At 47.7% G+C, this 13,672-nt stretch carries 16 protein-coding genes; 9 read left to right on the plus strand and 7 right to left on the minus strand.

Annotated elements, in window-relative coordinates:
* Positions 1–78 precede the first annotated feature (78 nt).
* The 3 genes from ARCVE_RS07940 to ARCVE_RS07950 all read right to left on the minus strand — a co-directional run bounded on the left by ARCVE_RS07940 (position 79) and on the right by ARCVE_RS07950 (position 3,139).
* A complete protein-coding gene (locus tag ARCVE_RS07940) occupies positions 79–1,056 on the minus strand; it encodes a rod shape-determining protein (protein WP_013684256.1) in 978 nt (325 codons plus the stop codon).
* A 23-nt stretch (positions 1,057–1,079) separates the two neighbouring features.
* Positions 1,080–1,832, minus strand: coding sequence for a DUF7139 domain-containing protein (locus ARCVE_RS07945; RefSeq protein ID WP_013684257.1), 753 nt, complete (start codon positions 1,830–1,832; stop codon positions 1,080–1,082).
* A 272-nt stretch (positions 1,833–2,104) separates the two neighbouring features.
* A complete protein-coding gene (locus ARCVE_RS07950; RefSeq protein ID WP_013682782.1) occupies positions 2,105–3,139 on the minus strand; it encodes an IS110 family transposase in 1,035 nt (344 codons plus the stop codon).
* A gap of 96 nt (positions 3,140–3,235) precedes the next feature.
* Between ARCVE_RS07950 and ARCVE_RS07955 the strand changes: the two genes are divergently transcribed.
* The 8 genes from ARCVE_RS07955 to ARCVE_RS07990 all read left to right on the plus strand — a co-directional run bounded on the left by ARCVE_RS07955 (position 3,236) and on the right by ARCVE_RS07990 (position 9,270).
* A complete protein-coding gene (locus tag ARCVE_RS07955) occupies positions 3,236–4,030 on the plus strand; it encodes a serine protein kinase RIO (RefSeq protein WP_013684258.1) in 795 nt (264 codons plus the stop codon).
* Positions 4,017–4,559, plus strand: coding sequence for a KH domain-containing protein (locus ARCVE_RS07960; RefSeq protein WP_013684259.1), 543 nt, complete (start codon positions 4,017–4,019; stop codon positions 4,557–4,559). The genes ARCVE_RS07955 and ARCVE_RS07960 overlap by 14 nt, the downstream gene beginning before the upstream one ends.
* A gap of 48 nt (positions 4,560–4,607) precedes the next feature.
* Positions 4,608–5,030: a NifB/NifX family molybdenum-iron cluster-binding protein gene (locus ARCVE_RS07965; protein WP_013684260.1), complete on the plus strand. Its 423-nt coding sequence runs from the start codon at positions 4,608–4,610 to the stop codon at positions 5,028–5,030.
* Between the two features lie 28 nt (positions 5,031–5,058).
* Positions 5,059–5,871: an ATP-binding protein gene (locus ARCVE_RS07970; RefSeq protein ID WP_013684261.1), complete on the plus strand. Its 813-nt coding sequence runs from the start codon at positions 5,059–5,061 to the stop codon at positions 5,869–5,871.
* Positions 5,871–6,713: an ATP-binding protein gene (locus ARCVE_RS07975; RefSeq protein WP_013684262.1), complete on the plus strand. Its 843-nt coding sequence runs from the start codon at positions 5,871–5,873 to the stop codon at positions 6,711–6,713. The genes ARCVE_RS07970 and ARCVE_RS07975 overlap by 1 nt, the downstream gene beginning before the upstream one ends.
* A 39-nt stretch (positions 6,714–6,752) precedes the next feature.
* Positions 6,753–7,520 (plus strand): Mrp/NBP35 family ATP-binding protein, encoded by a 768-nt coding sequence (locus ARCVE_RS07980; protein WP_013684263.1) that lies wholly within the window; start codon positions 6,753–6,755, stop codon positions 7,518–7,520.
* A 137-nt stretch (positions 7,521–7,657) separates the two neighbouring features.
* Positions 7,658–9,049, plus strand: coding sequence for a hypothetical protein (locus ARCVE_RS07985; RefSeq protein WP_013684264.1), 1,392 nt, complete (start codon positions 7,658–7,660; stop codon positions 9,047–9,049).
* A complete protein-coding gene (locus ARCVE_RS07990; RefSeq protein WP_013684265.1) occupies positions 9,049–9,270 on the plus strand; it encodes a hypothetical protein in 222 nt (73 codons plus the stop codon). Before ARCVE_RS07985 ends, ARCVE_RS07990 begins: the two co-directional genes overlap by 1 nt.
* A 26-nt stretch (positions 9,271–9,296) precedes the next feature.
* Here ARCVE_RS07990 and cofH read toward each other — a convergent pair whose 3' ends face one another.
* Together cofH and cofG are read right to left on the minus strand one after the other, a co-directional pair.
* Positions 9,297–10,295 (minus strand): 5-amino-6-(D-ribitylamino)uracil--L-tyrosine 4-hydroxyphenyl transferase CofH, encoded by a 999-nt coding sequence (gene cofH / locus ARCVE_RS07995; RefSeq protein WP_013684266.1) that lies wholly within the window; start codon positions 10,293–10,295, stop codon positions 9,297–9,299.
* Entirely contained in the window at positions 10,283–11,266 is a 984-nt protein-coding gene (gene cofG, locus ARCVE_RS08000; RefSeq protein WP_013684267.1) for a 7,8-didemethyl-8-hydroxy-5-deazariboflavin synthase subunit CofG, read from the minus strand. Before cofG ends, cofH begins: the two co-directional genes overlap by 13 nt.
* Positions 11,267–11,401: 135 nt before the next feature.
* Between cofG and ARCVE_RS08005 the strand changes: the two genes are divergently transcribed.
* Entirely contained in the window at positions 11,402–11,914 is a 513-nt protein-coding gene (locus tag ARCVE_RS08005; protein ID WP_013684268.1) for a flavin reductase family protein, read from the plus strand.
* Here ARCVE_RS08005 and ARCVE_RS08010 read toward each other — a convergent pair.
* Entirely contained in the window at positions 11,902–12,492 is a 591-nt protein-coding gene (locus tag ARCVE_RS08010) for a thioredoxin family protein (protein ID WP_013684269.1), read from the minus strand. The two genes, ARCVE_RS08005 and ARCVE_RS08010, sit on opposite strands and share 13 nt — an antisense overlap.
* Positions 12,493–12,522: 30 nt before the next feature.
* Positions 12,523–13,629, minus strand: coding sequence for a hypothetical protein (locus tag ARCVE_RS08015; protein ID WP_048085886.1), 1,107 nt, complete (start codon positions 13,627–13,629; stop codon positions 12,523–12,525).
* Between the last annotated feature and the right edge of the window lie 43 nt (positions 13,630–13,672).

Raw genomic sequence — 13,672 nt, forward strand, 5'->3', positions numbered from 1 at the left:
ATTTGAAGCCAAGCTTCTCTTTTCTGGAAAAAGTAGAAAATGAGTAAAAATGACGTAGTTAATATTGTCTATCTAAATTCAGGACTCCCTCGTCTTGGCAGCTATCAGACATCCCCTTGCAACGCTGAACAGCGGGTCTTTGGCAACCCTGATCTCGGAAACATTCACGGGCAAACCTATCTCGCTCAACCTCTCTTCGAAGAGGGCTTTGAATCCCTTTGGCTTTGATGTTCCACCTGCGAGCACGATTGGAAACTCCACAGCCGGTGGTGTCGCTTCAGCAAGCTTTCTGCTCAGGTTTTCAACCACGTGGGAGATGAGCTGGTCATAGTATATCGCGAGAGCTCCTTCTACGCTACCGAGTTCCACCTCTTTCTTCAGCTCGAATCCGCTCTCCTTCGTTGAGCAGACCTGCTCTCTCGGCAATCCAGTGGCTTTTGCAACGTTTTCGTCAATCCAGTCACCTCCCTGTGCGATGCTGAAAGAGACTATAGGCGCTGCAAAGTACGCTGCCGTGACGTTCGTCATTCCCGCTCCGAAGCTAATACCGATTCCCGTGAAGCTCGTGTCCGCAAGCTCAGAATAGATGACTGCCAGACCCTCATCGATCACGAACGGATTGTAGCCGACTTTCTTTATCAGCGCCTCCATAGTCTTCCTGTGGTACAGCACCTCGATGTCCGAGTCAATGGGCTTTGCCGGAGAGGATATGCACGCAACCTCGCCTGCATTGGCTGGCGAGCCAACTACCTTTTCTATCATAAGCTTTATAATCGGAAGTGCCTCCTTCTCCTCGGGGCTCAGAACGCCAGACTTCATCGGCCTCCTCGTGTTCTTCTTAAATATCGTTGCAAACTTCAGAGCATCGTCTCCAAGCACGTAGATCTTGTTCCCCTTGATAACGTAAGCAACCCTCGCGTTGTCCAGCATCATCTTCGTCATCTCGTTGTACTCCAGCTCGAGGAACGCGTTCCTCTGCTGCACGAACACGACATTTTCTCCTTCCATTTCCGCACAAATTATATTCATCGTTCCTATATCCAGACCCTTTGCCATATTTCAACCTCCGGTACAGATTTTTAACCACCAAAAAGTTTGAACTTCTTCTTATCCTCCTTTTTGAGTTTCTCCTCTTCAAGCATTTTCAGTATTTTCGATGCTTCGTTAACATCGTTAACTTCTGCCTTTTTAATCCTCAGCTTCCCTGTGCTGACCTTGATCAGCTCGTTAGCCTCGGGAACTGTGTCCTTAATCTTCACGACTCTGCCCCTGCGCTCCTGCAGAACCTTACCCACCTTGATGTCAGCCTTTGGTTCGACTATCTTCAAGTCCAGCGCGCTGTCCTCGAACTTCGGCACGATGATCTTTGCCTCCTCGTAATCGATATCTGTATCGATTTTCTTCTCTAATTTCTTCCTTTCAGTGTATGTTGTCCTGATAGTCTTTGTTCCCTCGATTATCCTCATCACTGCCTCCGCAAAAGAACTGCTGAAAAATAGCACAAGGCCAAGGGCATACAGGACTGCGACATAGATTACCTGTGGGTAGTACCAATTCTCAGGATACAGCACAATAAAGAGGAGGACTGCTGAGATAGTTGCGGCAAATCCTGCCAGAGTGGCTGGCTTGTATCTTCTGAAGCCATACATTGCGTTTATACCGTAGAGTGCCAGCGGAACTGCTAAACCCACTATCGTAAATGTTAGCTCCACCTCGAATGGCTCGGAGCGACGGTTAAGGCGAAACAAACCGATTAACAGCAATCCTATGAAAAGCAGGCAAACCCCGATGGCAAAAAGCAATGAGGGCGTATAGTAGTCCTTCTTCCTCATTGAGATTGGTTCCTGTTTTGTGGTGTTATAAAACTATCGATACTGACATTTTTCGAATTGGGTTTATTGGTAGTATTTTATATTGAAATTTACAGTAACTTTCCAAAATTATGTTGAGGATATCTTTAAGGCAGTACCGTATATTTAACTCCCATGTGGGCTTCCGCCAAGGCTGTGGATATTTTCTATTCGACACACTCCCATCCGGGCTTCTAAGCCCACTTTAACGAGTCGTTCGGTGAGGAGTTCTCCCCAATCTAAACGTCGGGCTTTTAAGCCCAGTTAGTTACCGGGGTACACTCCTCACCGTAGTAGCTTGTAGGAGTATAACTTATATAAGGCTTTTTATCTCTCAGCACCGCATATACGACTGTTAGAAGTTTCCTTGCTGTTGCAACTATGGCCTTCTGGGATCCCTTTCTCTGTTTTATTCTCTCGTAGAATTGCCTGAATCTTTCATCTTTCCTTATTGCAACGAAGGCACACTGAACGAGAACCCACCTGAGAAGTTTGTTCCCCTCCTTCGTTATCCTTCCAGTGATTGTTTTGTTTCCGGACTGTCTTGTGGAGGGTACTAAGCCAGCATAGCTGCAGAGCTTCTTTGAGTTCGGGAAACGCTTTATGTCGCCAATCTCAGCGTAGATTAGCAGGGCTGAGAAGTAGCCTATTCCTGGAATGGTTGTTAGAAGCACGGTTTCTTCATTCTCCAAGCACTTCTGCCTTATTTCTTTATCTATTTCCTTAATTTCATTCTCGATTGATGAAAGGATCCTCAGATAGCGATCTATCCACTCGTTGTTTAAAGAGTTTAGAAATTCCCTTCCTTCTGAATTGAAGAGATTCCCATCGTACTTTATTCCGTTCTTTGCGAGGATTGAATGAATTCTGTTCTTTGTTGAGGTTGAAAGCTTTTTCAGTCTTATCCTTTCCCTTATTATCTCCCTCAGCTCCATTATTTCATCTGGTGGTAGATAGGCAGTTGGGAGGAAGTTTGTTCTTGCTAAATCGGCTAATACTTTTGCATCTACTCTGTCTGTCTTCTTCTTTGATTCCGCTATCAGTTTGGTTTTGTACGGATGGGAGAGGAGGACTTCGTTTTTCTTTCTGAGTTTTCTTGCAAGGTTTATCGCTGTTGTTGTTGGCTCCAATATGATTGTTCTGTTTCCAGGAATATTCTCCAGGAATTTTTCAAGCTCTTCAGTTCTTACTTTCTTTTCCAGGATTATTTCTCCGTTCTCTTTCATAGCGCATACGAAGGAGAAATTCTTATGTACGTCTACACCTACGTATACACGGCTTCCGCCCATCCTATCCCTCCAATCTTATTTCGGTTGGAGTATTTAAGGGCGGAAGCCCAACATGTTATCTAAACATTAATATAGCTCCCAAGACAAATACGGCCAATGGGCAGGGTAAAGGGGCTTAAAGACAGGGAAATCGACGCTTACCTGGATAAGCTACGCATAAAGGAGAAAGACAGCGATGAAAGGAAAATCTACGCCGAAGTTCTTGATCTGAGAACGCTGAAGATACTCTACAAACTCTCGGCAAAGGGAATAATCAAGGCCATGGGTGGCGTAATATCGACGGGCAAGGAAGCAAACGTCTTCTACGCGGATGGAGTTTGGGAAGGAGAAGAGATACCCCTTGCTGTAAAAATATACCGCATCGAAACCAGCGAATTTCACAAGATGGACGAATACCTCTTTGGTGACAAGCGCTTCGACATGCGCAGGATTTCGAAGAAAGACCTGATATACGTCTGGACTGAGAAGGAGTTCAGAAACCTTCAGAGAGCGTACGAAGCAGGTGTTAGTGTCCCAAGGCCGGTAACGTACCTCAAAAACGTCCTGCTGATGGAGTTTATTGGAGAAAACGAGGTGCCTGCCCCAACACTCGAAATGCTTAGGGAGTTGCCCGAGCCAGAGGAGATATTTGAAGAAGTCGTAGAGAATGTTAAAAAACTCTATCAGAAAGCCGAACTCGTTCATGCGGATTTGAGTGAGTATAACATCATGTTGAAGGATAAAGTATACCTGATCGACGTGAGCCAGGCTGTGCTGAGAGACCACCCTTATGCGGAAAAGTATCTTGAAAGAGACATCAAAAACCTCGTAAGGTTTTTCAGAAAGCACGGTGTTAAAGCGGAAGAGAAAGAAGTCCTTGAATACGTGAGGGGTGAAGATGCAGGTAATTGAGCTCAGAATTCCAGACGATAGAATTGGAGTCCTCATAGGGAAAGAAGGGGAGATAAAAAAGAGAATTGAAGAGAAAACTGGCTGCAGAATAAAGATAAACAGCAAAACCGGTATAGTTACTGTAGAAGGCGAGGATGCCATAGGCTTTCTGAAAGCAAAGGACGTCATAAACGCAATAGCCCACGGCTTCAGCCCCGAAGTAGCAATGAAGTTGCTCGAAGAATTCAACGTTCTTGAGATAATCGACCTCACCGACTACGTCCCCGACAGCGCTCTGCAGAGAGTGAAGGGTAGAGTCATAGGGAAAGAGGGCAAGGTGAGAAAGAACATCGAGGACATGCTCAACGTCAATGTCTCGGTCTACGGAAAGACCGTCGCGATCATCGGCGATCCGGAGGCTGCGAACGCTGCAAGAGAAGCGATCCTCATGCTCGTGGAAGGAGCACAGCATTCGACGGTTCAGCGCTTCCTCGAGAAGAAGAGGAGAGATTTAAAGCTCAGGAGTTACGACTGGCAGGATCTTTTCTAATTTTCGGAATACCTAAAATTTAAATAGCCGCAAGCAAGTCTTAACTCTATGAGAATTGCTGCTTCAACAACGAAAGGTGGACTTGACGACGTGGTTACGGACATTTTTGGAAGAGCACCGTGCTTCACAATCGTTGACGTGAAAGACGGAAAGGTCGGTAGCTTCGAGGTTGTGAAGAACGAGAGCGCTGCGGCGAGCGGTGGGGCTGGTATCGCCGCTTCACAGCTCATGGTTGACAGAGATGTGGATGCTGTTCTGACAGGAAAACTCGGACCCAACGCCTACAACGTTCTGAACGCTGCCGGCATTAAGGTATACATGGCGGCAGGAATAAAAGTCAGCGAAGCTGTGGAAAAGCTGCTCAGAGGCGAGCTCGAAGAGATTACGGCTCCGTCTGGAGGGAAAGGCGGAGGAATGGGAAGAGGTATGGGACGAGGCATGGGTAGGGGGATGGGCAGAGGAAGGTTTTAGACAAGTTGATGCTTCAAGAAGGGAAAATATGCGCATCGCCGTCGCGTCCGGAAAAGGTGGAACAGGGAAAACAACAATTGCCGTAAACCTCGCTTACTTCAACAGTCTGCCTCTCTTCGATCTCGATGTAGAGGAGCCAAACGACCACATATTTATCGCAGGAGACGTAAAAAAAGAAGAACCCGTTTACAGACCCGTCCCGGTTGTCGATTCTGCAAAGTGCACACTCTGCGGGAAATGCAGAGAAGTGTGCCAGTACAACGCAATCGTTGTCCTGAAAGATTCAGTGGTCATATTTCCGGAAATCTGCCATAGCTGCGGAGCATGCAGCTACTTCTGCCCAGAAGAGGCCATAAGCGAAAATGGAAGGCAGGTCGGAAAAATAGTCGAAGTTGAGGGCGATATAAAGCTCGTTTACGGTGAACTGGCCATAGGGGAAGCATCACCTGTACCGCTAATCAGAGAAGTTAAGAAAAAAGTAGCAGAAAAAGCTATCCTCGACTGCCCGCCTGGCGTCTCGTGTCCGATGGTGGAGAGCATAAGGGATGCAGACTTTGTCGTGCTCGTTGCAGAACCTTCACCGCTCAGCATGCACGATCTGAAGCTTGCTGTTGAAGTTGTCAGGAGCTTTAACAGGCCCTTTGGCGTCGTTATAAACAAGCACGGTTTGCCGTTCGACATAGAGAGCTACTGCACGAATGAAGGAATGCCTATTCTTGGCAGAATCCCCTTCAGCCCAGAAATCGCGAAGGCTTATTCAAGAGGAAAGCTCCTCTTTGAATACAAACAGGTTTTCAAGGATATTTATCGAACAATCAGAGATACTACGGAGGTGGATTAATGAAACAGATCACAGTCATCAGCGGAAAGGGTGGGACTGGAAAAACCACTATCACTGCCACCTTTGCCTACCTTGCAGGCAATTCAGTAATTGCAGACTGCGATGTAGATGCCCCTAACCTCCACATACTGCTGAAACCAAGAATTATGAGGGAAGAACCGTTCATGGGTGGCAGAAAAGCATTCATCACCAGCGACTGTAACGCATGCGGGCTATGCTACGAGCTCTGCAGGTTTGATGCTATAGTCCCCGGAGATATTTATTCTGTGGATGAAACAAGATGCGAGGGGTGTGCGCTCTGCTTCAACGCCTGCCCCAGCAAAGCGGTGGAAATGAGAGTTGCGCAGTCGGGGAAAATCTTCATTTCGGAGACGGATTACGGCCCGATGGTTCACGCACTGCTTAATCCTGGTGAAGAGAACAGCGGTAAGCTCGTGTCTGAAGTCAGAGAAAAGGCAAAGCTTATAGCAGAGGAGAAAAAAGCGAAGCTGCTGCTGCTCGATGGGGCTCCTGGCATTGGCTGTCCAGTGATAGCCTCGCTGGCAAACACAGATATCGCAGTAGTCGTAGCAGAACCCACGCTTTCGGGCATATCCGACATGGGGAGAGTCCTCGACCTTGCAGAACATTTCAGAGTGGAGAGTGTGGTGATAATAAACAAGCACGACCTCAATCCCGATGTGGTTAAGGAGATAGAAAAGCTGTGTGCCACCAAAGGAGTTGAAGTGCTGGGTAAAATACCATATGACGCATCAATTCCAGAACAGCTTTCGAAACTCAGCTTTCCGTTTGAAGGAGAAGCCGCAAAGGCCATAGCCGATGTCTGGGAGTGCCTGATGTAGCGGAAGTGAGAAAAAGCCGAATGAGCAGGAGGGATGTTGATGGCTGAGTTAAAGACCGATGATGAGATTGAAGAAACGATTAAGAGAAAGATGGCACACATAAAGCGAAAAATCGCCGTAATGAGTGGAAAAGGTGGCGTTGGAAAGTCCACCGTCACAGCACTCCTTGCCGTCCATCTGGCGAAGCAGGGCAAGCTCGTTGGTATACTCGATGCTGACTTTCTCGGCCCGAGCATACCGAAGCTATTCGGGCTCGAAAGGAAAAAACCACTTTCGAGTATCGACGGAATAGAGCCTATTCTGAGCCCCAAATACGCGATAAGGATAATGTCGATGCAGTTCGTGACTCCCGAAGCAGCTGCGGTGATATGGCGTGGGCCCATGATTTCGAGAGTCCTTCAGGACTTCCTTGCACACGTCTCGTGGGGAAATCTCGACTACCTCATTATCGACATGCCCCCCGGCACAGGAGATGTGCCGATAACCGTGATGCAGGAAGTTCCACTCGACGGTGTCGTGATGGTGGCAACGCCCCACGATTTAACTGCAAATATTGTTGAAAGGGCAATAAACATGGCGAGGACGATGGATGCTGAAGTTCTCGGCATCGTGGAGAACATGAGTTACTACCGCTGCCCGGATTGTGGAAGGATTGCGAGATTCGGCAACAGCGCAGCCCTGCTCGCAAGAAAGTACGGACTGAAAATCATAGCGAGCATACCGCTCGAGGAAGACCTTGCAAGGTACGGGGATGCCGGGGTAATAGAGGAGTATAAAACAGACTACTTTGAGGGAATAGAGTTGTAGCAAAGCTTTGTAAACCAAGATAAAGTATCGTAAAGTTTTCTAAAGCTTTACAATTCTTTTCAAAAATTTTTGAATAATTGGATAGAAAAGTATGTTTATATTCTTCCACGAGAACTATAGTTTGGAGGTGATGCGAGATGAGACGTGTAATGTTGGCCGTGGTGGCACTCCTGTGCCTCGTTGGCGTGACGGCGGTAATGGCTACAGCGATGGCACAACCGATGCAGCTTCATGTGAGCACAGAGATGCACGAAGAGAACAGCGACACCAGTGTTAGTACATCTACAGAATTAGAAGTAAATGAGACTGAGACCACATTAGAGCAGGAAGTAACTCACCAGACAGGGATGCATGGAGGAGTTATGGTAAAAGAGCAGGTTAGAGAACACGTCAAAGAGCAGAATGCGGGAGCTGTGCAGCAGGTAAGGGTGATGGAAAAAGTGCGAGAGAGACTGCACCCACACAAGGTTGAGGAAGACTACATGAAGGCCAAGCACGATTACAAAGCTATCAGGGAAGAATACCATAAGCTTAAGCAGCAGGGAAGAGCTGATTTCGGTCATGCAAAGAGGTACTGCCTCGCCGGAGGAATGTACATCGAGAACTGGTTCGACAGGATAGAAAACATGATACTGACCTCAAACATGGACGAAGAGACAAAGGAGGCAATGCTTGCAAAGATTGAGGAGGAAAGGGCTGCCTTCGAGGAGAAGCTGCAGGCCATCAACGAGTCCGAGACGCCAGAAGAGCTGAGAGAAGCTGTCAAGGAGCTCAAGGAAGAGTGGAAGAATGTCAGAGTACTCGTAAAGGCCGTAGCGATGCAGGTAGCAATAGTGAGGATCGAAACAACGATTGAGAAGGCGGAGGATCTACAGCTCAAGCTCGAGGGGCAGATCACCGAGCTTGACGATGCCAAGCTTGCTGCCATGCTCGAAGATTACGCTGCAAAGCTTGAGGAGGCAAAGGAGAAGCTCAACGAGGCAAAGGACATACTCGTCGACGCTGAAACGAGAGAGGACGTGCATGAAGCGCAGCAGCTAATAAGAGAGGCAATAAGTCTCCTGAGGGATGCCTTCAAGGACGTGAGGGAAATTGTTAGAACCAGTGCAGAGCTGAGGCTGCAGATAAGGGAGCAGGAGGGCAAGATCTTCTTCGGTAACCAGACCGGCGAGCTGTTCGTCGTAGGAAATGGAACTGCAAAGTTTGAAGGAACAGGCATAGTCGTCGTCAGAGGTAGCGGAGAGATCACAGTTGAGCCAGAGACTGCAATCGTTACACTGGTCGGCTTCGGCAGCAAGAGCGTCGAGGGTGGAGTTGCAAAGGTAAGTGGCGAGGGCAAGGCAGTGATAAGAGGCGAAAACATTAAGGTCACAATCGAAGGAGAGAACATTAAGCTCTTCGTGAAGGGCTACGGAACTGCAACCCTTGAAGGTGAGGGCATCTACAGAGTCAAGAAGCTTCCGCAGTACAACATGACCGAGGAAACGTACGAGGGTAGTGTTGAAGTCGAGATAGGGGGTGAGCAGTGATGAGGAAGTTGGCTGTGATTTTAGCCCTCATCGCTGCTGCCCTCCTGCTCGGCTGTGCAGAGGAGCAGGTGACTCCCACTCCAACTCCCACGCCCACACCAGAACCGATCAAGCCAGTGAGTGAGGAGACAGAAGTGGCTCAGATTGAGAACACTATAAATGAGATCGAAACCATCCTGAACGATTTGCAGGAATTGGACAATATTAGCTTTGATGTCTAATTTTTTTAATTCAATTTTTGATTTTTCTATAGTTTTCTGTAAAGTGTGTCTCTCTGCCTTGGTATCCTGCCAGCCCGCTCTATTACTGCTTCCAGCTCTTCTACACTCAGAAATTCACCAGACGTTGAGCCAGCAGCCTTTGATATGTTCTCTTCCATCAGCGTACCTCCAAGATCATTGGCTCCAACGAAAAGGGCTGCCTGAGCAAGCTTTACCCCAAGCTTAACCCACGAAGCCTGAATGTTTTTTATTGCAGGATACAGCAGAATTCTCGCAACGGCTATAACTAAAAGGTCTTCGAAGCCCGAACTGCCCTTCGCCACCCTGCCCAGGCTGTTGTTGCGCCACATGAACGGAAGAGGTATAAACTCCGTAAAACCACCTGTTTCCTCCTGTATCTCTCTGATGAGCTTTATGTGTCTTATCCTCTGCTCCCACGTCTCAATGTGGCCGTACATCATGGTAGCAGTGGTGGGAATTCCAAGTCTGTGGGCAGATTTGACTATCTCGACCCATTGATTTGCTGAGAGTTTTTCCGGGCATATCTTAGCCCTTATACTATCGTCAAGAATTTCTGCGGCGGTTCCAGGCATGGAGTTGAGACCAGCGCGCTTCATCTCTTTCAGCACATCCTCGTAGTGCAGCCCACTCATCCTCGCGGCGTGGAGGACTTCCATTGGTGAAAACGCATGGATATGGATACTTTTTGAAACATCCCTGACTGTATCGAGTATCGAGATGTAGAAATCGAGGTCAGCGTTGGGATGGAGTCCTCCCTGCATGCACACTTCGGTACATCCATAGTCAACTGCTTCCTCAACCTTTCTTCTTATCTCATCAAGGGAGAGCAGGAAGTTCCTTCTGTTTCTGAACGAGCAGAATCTGCAGCTATTGACGCATATGTCTGTGAAGTTGATGTTTCTATTTACAACGTAAGTTACCTCTTCTCCAGCAGCTTCTTTCCTCAACTCGTCTGCAAGCTTGAATGTCTCGAACGGGTTCTTAATCAGGTCTAATTCCTGCATCTGTACCCCTCTTCGTCGGAAAGGAGATGAATGAGGTGAGAAACTTCATTTCCATACCAGCCGAGCTTTATGTATTTGGGATATATGGGCAAACGTTCCTTCAGCACAAATTCTCCCCTTAAACACCTTTCTATTCTATCAAGCTCCGGCCACGGATGCTCCGGATTGATGTAGTCGGGCGTTATATCTGAAATTCCTCCCAAGTCTCTTGCCCCAGCCTTTACGAATGGATAGATGTCTTCAACGAGGTTTGGTGGAATCTGAATCGTCACATCTGGTGGGAGAATTCTCCTCGCTGCCTTTACCACTTCAAGCATCTCCTGGGCAGTAGGTGGTGGAGTATTCTCCATTGGTGTCCCATTCTTTGGACTGAAGTTCTGGATTATGACTTCCTGTATGTGGCCGTAGTTTTCGTGAATGTCGGCAATCACTTCGAGACTGTAAATTCTGTCTTCCATTTTTTCGCCAATCCCAACCAGTATGCCTGTTGTGAAGGGAATCTGTAATTTGCCTGCATCTTTTATCACCCTGATCCTTACTTCCGGCTTTTTTCCGGGGCTATTGGAGTGGCACTCCAGTTCCACTGCCTGTTCAAGCATCAGCCCCATGCTGGCGTTGTACCGCCTTAACGCCTTAAGCTCCCCCTTATCCAGTACTCCGGCGTTTGTATGGGGGAGAAAGCCCTTCGTTATTGCAAACCTGCAGACATCGAGCAGGTAATCCATAAAGCTGGAGTAACCCATTTCTCCAAGCTTCTCCTTTATCCGCCTATGTACATCCGGTCTTTCACCAAAGGTAAGCAGAACTTCACTCGCTCCCTTTGCTTTATTCAAAACAGCCTTTATTTCGTCAAAATCCATAATTACTGGATTCGATGAGCGGAATCCACAGTATTTGCACTCATTTCTGCACGCGTTTGTCAGGGGAAGGAACACATTTCTCGAGTATGTTACAACTACAGAATGCTCCACAGGTATCCATGATTAGCATAATTGTATAAGCTTTGTCATTCCTGCTCAAGCTCACGTGGCAACCAGCGGGTTCAGCCCAGCAGGATTCCAACCAGTATCAAAACAGTTTTTTGCTGGAAAGTAAAAAATGACTCTATGCTCGAGTATCTATACCCCATCAGGACGTACCTTATTGTTTCAGGCACCGAAAAGCCCAACGTTATGACCGCAGACTGGGTGGTACCACTTTCCTTCAACCCTCCAATGCTCGGTGTTGCAATAGGACATTCGAGGTACACTCACAGACTAATAAAGGAGCACGGAGAATTCGTCGTTGCAGTTCCCACGCTCGAACTGCTCAGAGAAGTATGGATGGCCGGAACTATCAGCGGTGCTGAGAGAGATAAATGTGAGATTCTTGCGCTGACCTTCGTGCCTTCAAAGAAGGTCTCTGTTCCGTCGATTAAAGAGTGTCAGGCCAACATCGAGTGCAGAGTCGTTAAGGACGTTGAAACGGGCGACCACACGTTCTTCGTTGGTGAAATCGTAGACGCAAGCCATGGCGATGCGTTTCGCAGGGGTGTGGATGTGGAAAGCTACCGCTTTATCCTCCATGCGGGCTTCGGAAGAAAGTTCACTACCAACACCCACGAAATTTACGAACCCTGAGTTACGTTCTGAGTCTGATTCTGTGCCTGCTGAATCTGAGCCATGTGGCAGCAGTAAGTGCAGGAGTACGTGGAGGGCGGGTTGATTCCACGTCCCTCATGACAATCAATGCACTCCTGGACATCGTAACTGGTGTTTCCGTACACGACTTCAGGCACTTCGAAGCCAAGTTCTTCGAGATACACCCCAAGCTTTGCCACTTTTTTCCAGCCCACGAAGACTGCCACCCTGTCCCCTTGTATGAATACGGCCGTGGGCACACCGAAAAGGCCAATATGCTTGGCAACCCACAGACTTTCGTTGGAACAGAGACTCTTGTTAGAGACATCGCAGAAATCAAATTTTATGCCCTGAACTTCCTCCCTCAACAGATTCATATAGGGTTTTATCTTCACGCAACTCGGGCAACGGGGTGAGTAGTAGAAGAACACTTTTACCGTTTCATTTTCGTTCAGATTTTCAGTTTCAGTGATTTTCGCTCCGGTTTCGGTTTTCATTTCCACCTGGTTCTGGGTGCAGCCGATGATCAGGCTGCTGAATATCAGAATTGTCCCAAGCACGGGCAGCAGGCGTCGCATGATTTGACTCGGTACTCAAACAATAAAAACCTACTGAGTTACGCTGTGATACCAGCCTATTATGTACTCTGGCAGCCTTAACCCCCTCGACGCAAGCCTCTCGACGACGCTGAGAGGAAGGGGGCTCAGGACAAAGGCCGCATAGCAGTAGAAGTTTTCAACTTCGCAATCCATGACGAAGCTGTTTGTTTTCTCTGAGAGCGTTGATTCCCTGCCAACAATGGAATACACCTCAGCCCCAAAGTCTTTCGCTTCTTTACACCAGCTCAACAGCGGTTCGGTTTCACCACTCCAAGAAATCAGGAGGAGCACATCTCCAGCTCGAGGCCGGGGGGCAAGTGGCCCGGAAAGGTAGACTTCGTCACCTATTGACCTCTTGACGTGCTGAAGCCTGATTACGGTCATAAGTGCCACTATCTTCGCCATTCCAAGCCCGCCAACTATTACGTGGCTTCTCCTTTCCATCGCCTCTACGAGGTTGTCGTAAATATCTGAGTCAACAAAATCATCGACGAACTTACTTATTCGCCTGAACTCGTTTTGTATACCTCGAAACACATCTCTGTAGCTTTTTCCAGAGTTTACAGCCTGCTTTATCCTGTGAATAAGCATCAGGCTTCCAAGCTCATAGATGTCGTTCATGATACCATGCTTCATGTACTCCTCTGCAGTTTTTGGCTCTCTACCCCTTCCCCTCAACTCTATTATGGCTCCATATTCTTTCTCTCCAACGCGCCCTATCGCAGAATCGGGATTCGAAACTATCGCATCTATCGTGAATTTCTTACTGTCCGTCTGCTCGATGTATGCTGAAAGCTCCCGTACGATTCTCTTTGGAGTAGTCGTCTCCCCGCTTCCCGAGTTTACGAGGAGTGAAATCCTTTTGTACTTCTTCTCGAGGACTTTCGCAGCTTCGAACATGTTTTTCCCGGGGAAGTCTATGCTGTCAGGCATCTTCACGTCTTTGTTAATCCTCCCGAGGCCGATGTAAAGAGCACACTGCGAACGGCCTTCTCCGACGGGGATAATGCAGTCAGCACTGTAGAGGTGGTCGTAAAACGTCTTAAATTCCCTTTTTCTTATTGCATCAACGTTGCGGTAAACGCGCTCAAGATAAGGGACATTTCTGCACATCATATACATTATCTTCTGACCTACACCTTAATGTCTTTTTTCCAAA

This window comes from Archaeoglobus veneficus SNP6 (genome assembly GCF_000194625.1).
GTDB classification, from domain to species: domain Archaea; phylum Halobacteriota; class Archaeoglobi; order Archaeoglobales; family Archaeoglobaceae; genus Archaeoglobus_C; species Archaeoglobus_C veneficus.

Excerpts from the sequence above, each read along its gene's own strand:
- ARCVE_RS07940 (WP_013684256.1), bottom strand. The coding sequence starts at position 1,056 with ATGGCAAAGGGTCTGGATATAGGAACGATGAATATAATTTGTGCGGAA.
- ARCVE_RS07945 (WP_013684257.1), bottom strand. The coding sequence starts at position 1,832 with ATGAGGAAGAAGGACTACTATACGCCCTCATTGCTTTTTGCCATCGGG.
- ARCVE_RS07950 (WP_013682782.1), bottom strand. The coding sequence starts at position 3,139 with ATGGGCGGAAGCCGTGTATACGTAGGTGTAGACGTACATAAGAATTTC.
- ARCVE_RS07955 (WP_013684258.1), top strand. The coding sequence starts at position 3,236 with ATGGGCAGGGTAAAGGGGCTTAAAGACAGGGAAATCGACGCTTACCTG.
- ARCVE_RS07960 (WP_013684259.1), top strand. The coding sequence starts at position 4,017 with ATGCAGGTAATTGAGCTCAGAATTCCAGACGATAGAATTGGAGTCCTC.
- ARCVE_RS07965 (WP_013684260.1), top strand. The coding sequence starts at position 4,608 with ATGAGAATTGCTGCTTCAACAACGAAAGGTGGACTTGACGACGTGGTT.
- ARCVE_RS07970 (WP_013684261.1), top strand. The coding sequence starts at position 5,059 with ATGCGCATCGCCGTCGCGTCCGGAAAAGGTGGAACAGGGAAAACAACA.
- ARCVE_RS07975 (WP_013684262.1), top strand. The coding sequence starts at position 5,871 with ATGAAACAGATCACAGTCATCAGCGGAAAGGGTGGGACTGGAAAAACC.
- ARCVE_RS07980 (WP_013684263.1), top strand. The coding sequence starts at position 6,753 with ATGGCTGAGTTAAAGACCGATGATGAGATTGAAGAAACGATTAAGAGA.
- ARCVE_RS07985 (WP_013684264.1), top strand. The coding sequence starts at position 7,658 with ATGAGACGTGTAATGTTGGCCGTGGTGGCACTCCTGTGCCTCGTTGGC.
- ARCVE_RS07990 (WP_013684265.1), top strand. The coding sequence starts at position 9,049 with ATGAGGAAGTTGGCTGTGATTTTAGCCCTCATCGCTGCTGCCCTCCTG.
- cofH (WP_013684266.1), bottom strand. The coding sequence starts at position 10,295 with ATGCAGGAATTAGACCTGATTAAGAACCCGTTCGAGACATTCAAGCTT.
- ARCVE_RS08005 (WP_013684268.1), top strand. The coding sequence starts at position 11,402 with ATGCTCGAGTATCTATACCCCATCAGGACGTACCTTATTGTTTCAGGC.
- ARCVE_RS08010 (WP_013684269.1), bottom strand. The coding sequence starts at position 12,492 with ATGCGACGCCTGCTGCCCGTGCTTGGGACAATTCTGATATTCAGCAGC.
- ARCVE_RS08015 (WP_048085886.1), bottom strand. The coding sequence starts at position 13,629 with ATGATGTGCAGAAATGTCCCTTATCTTGAGCGCGTTTACCGCAACGTT.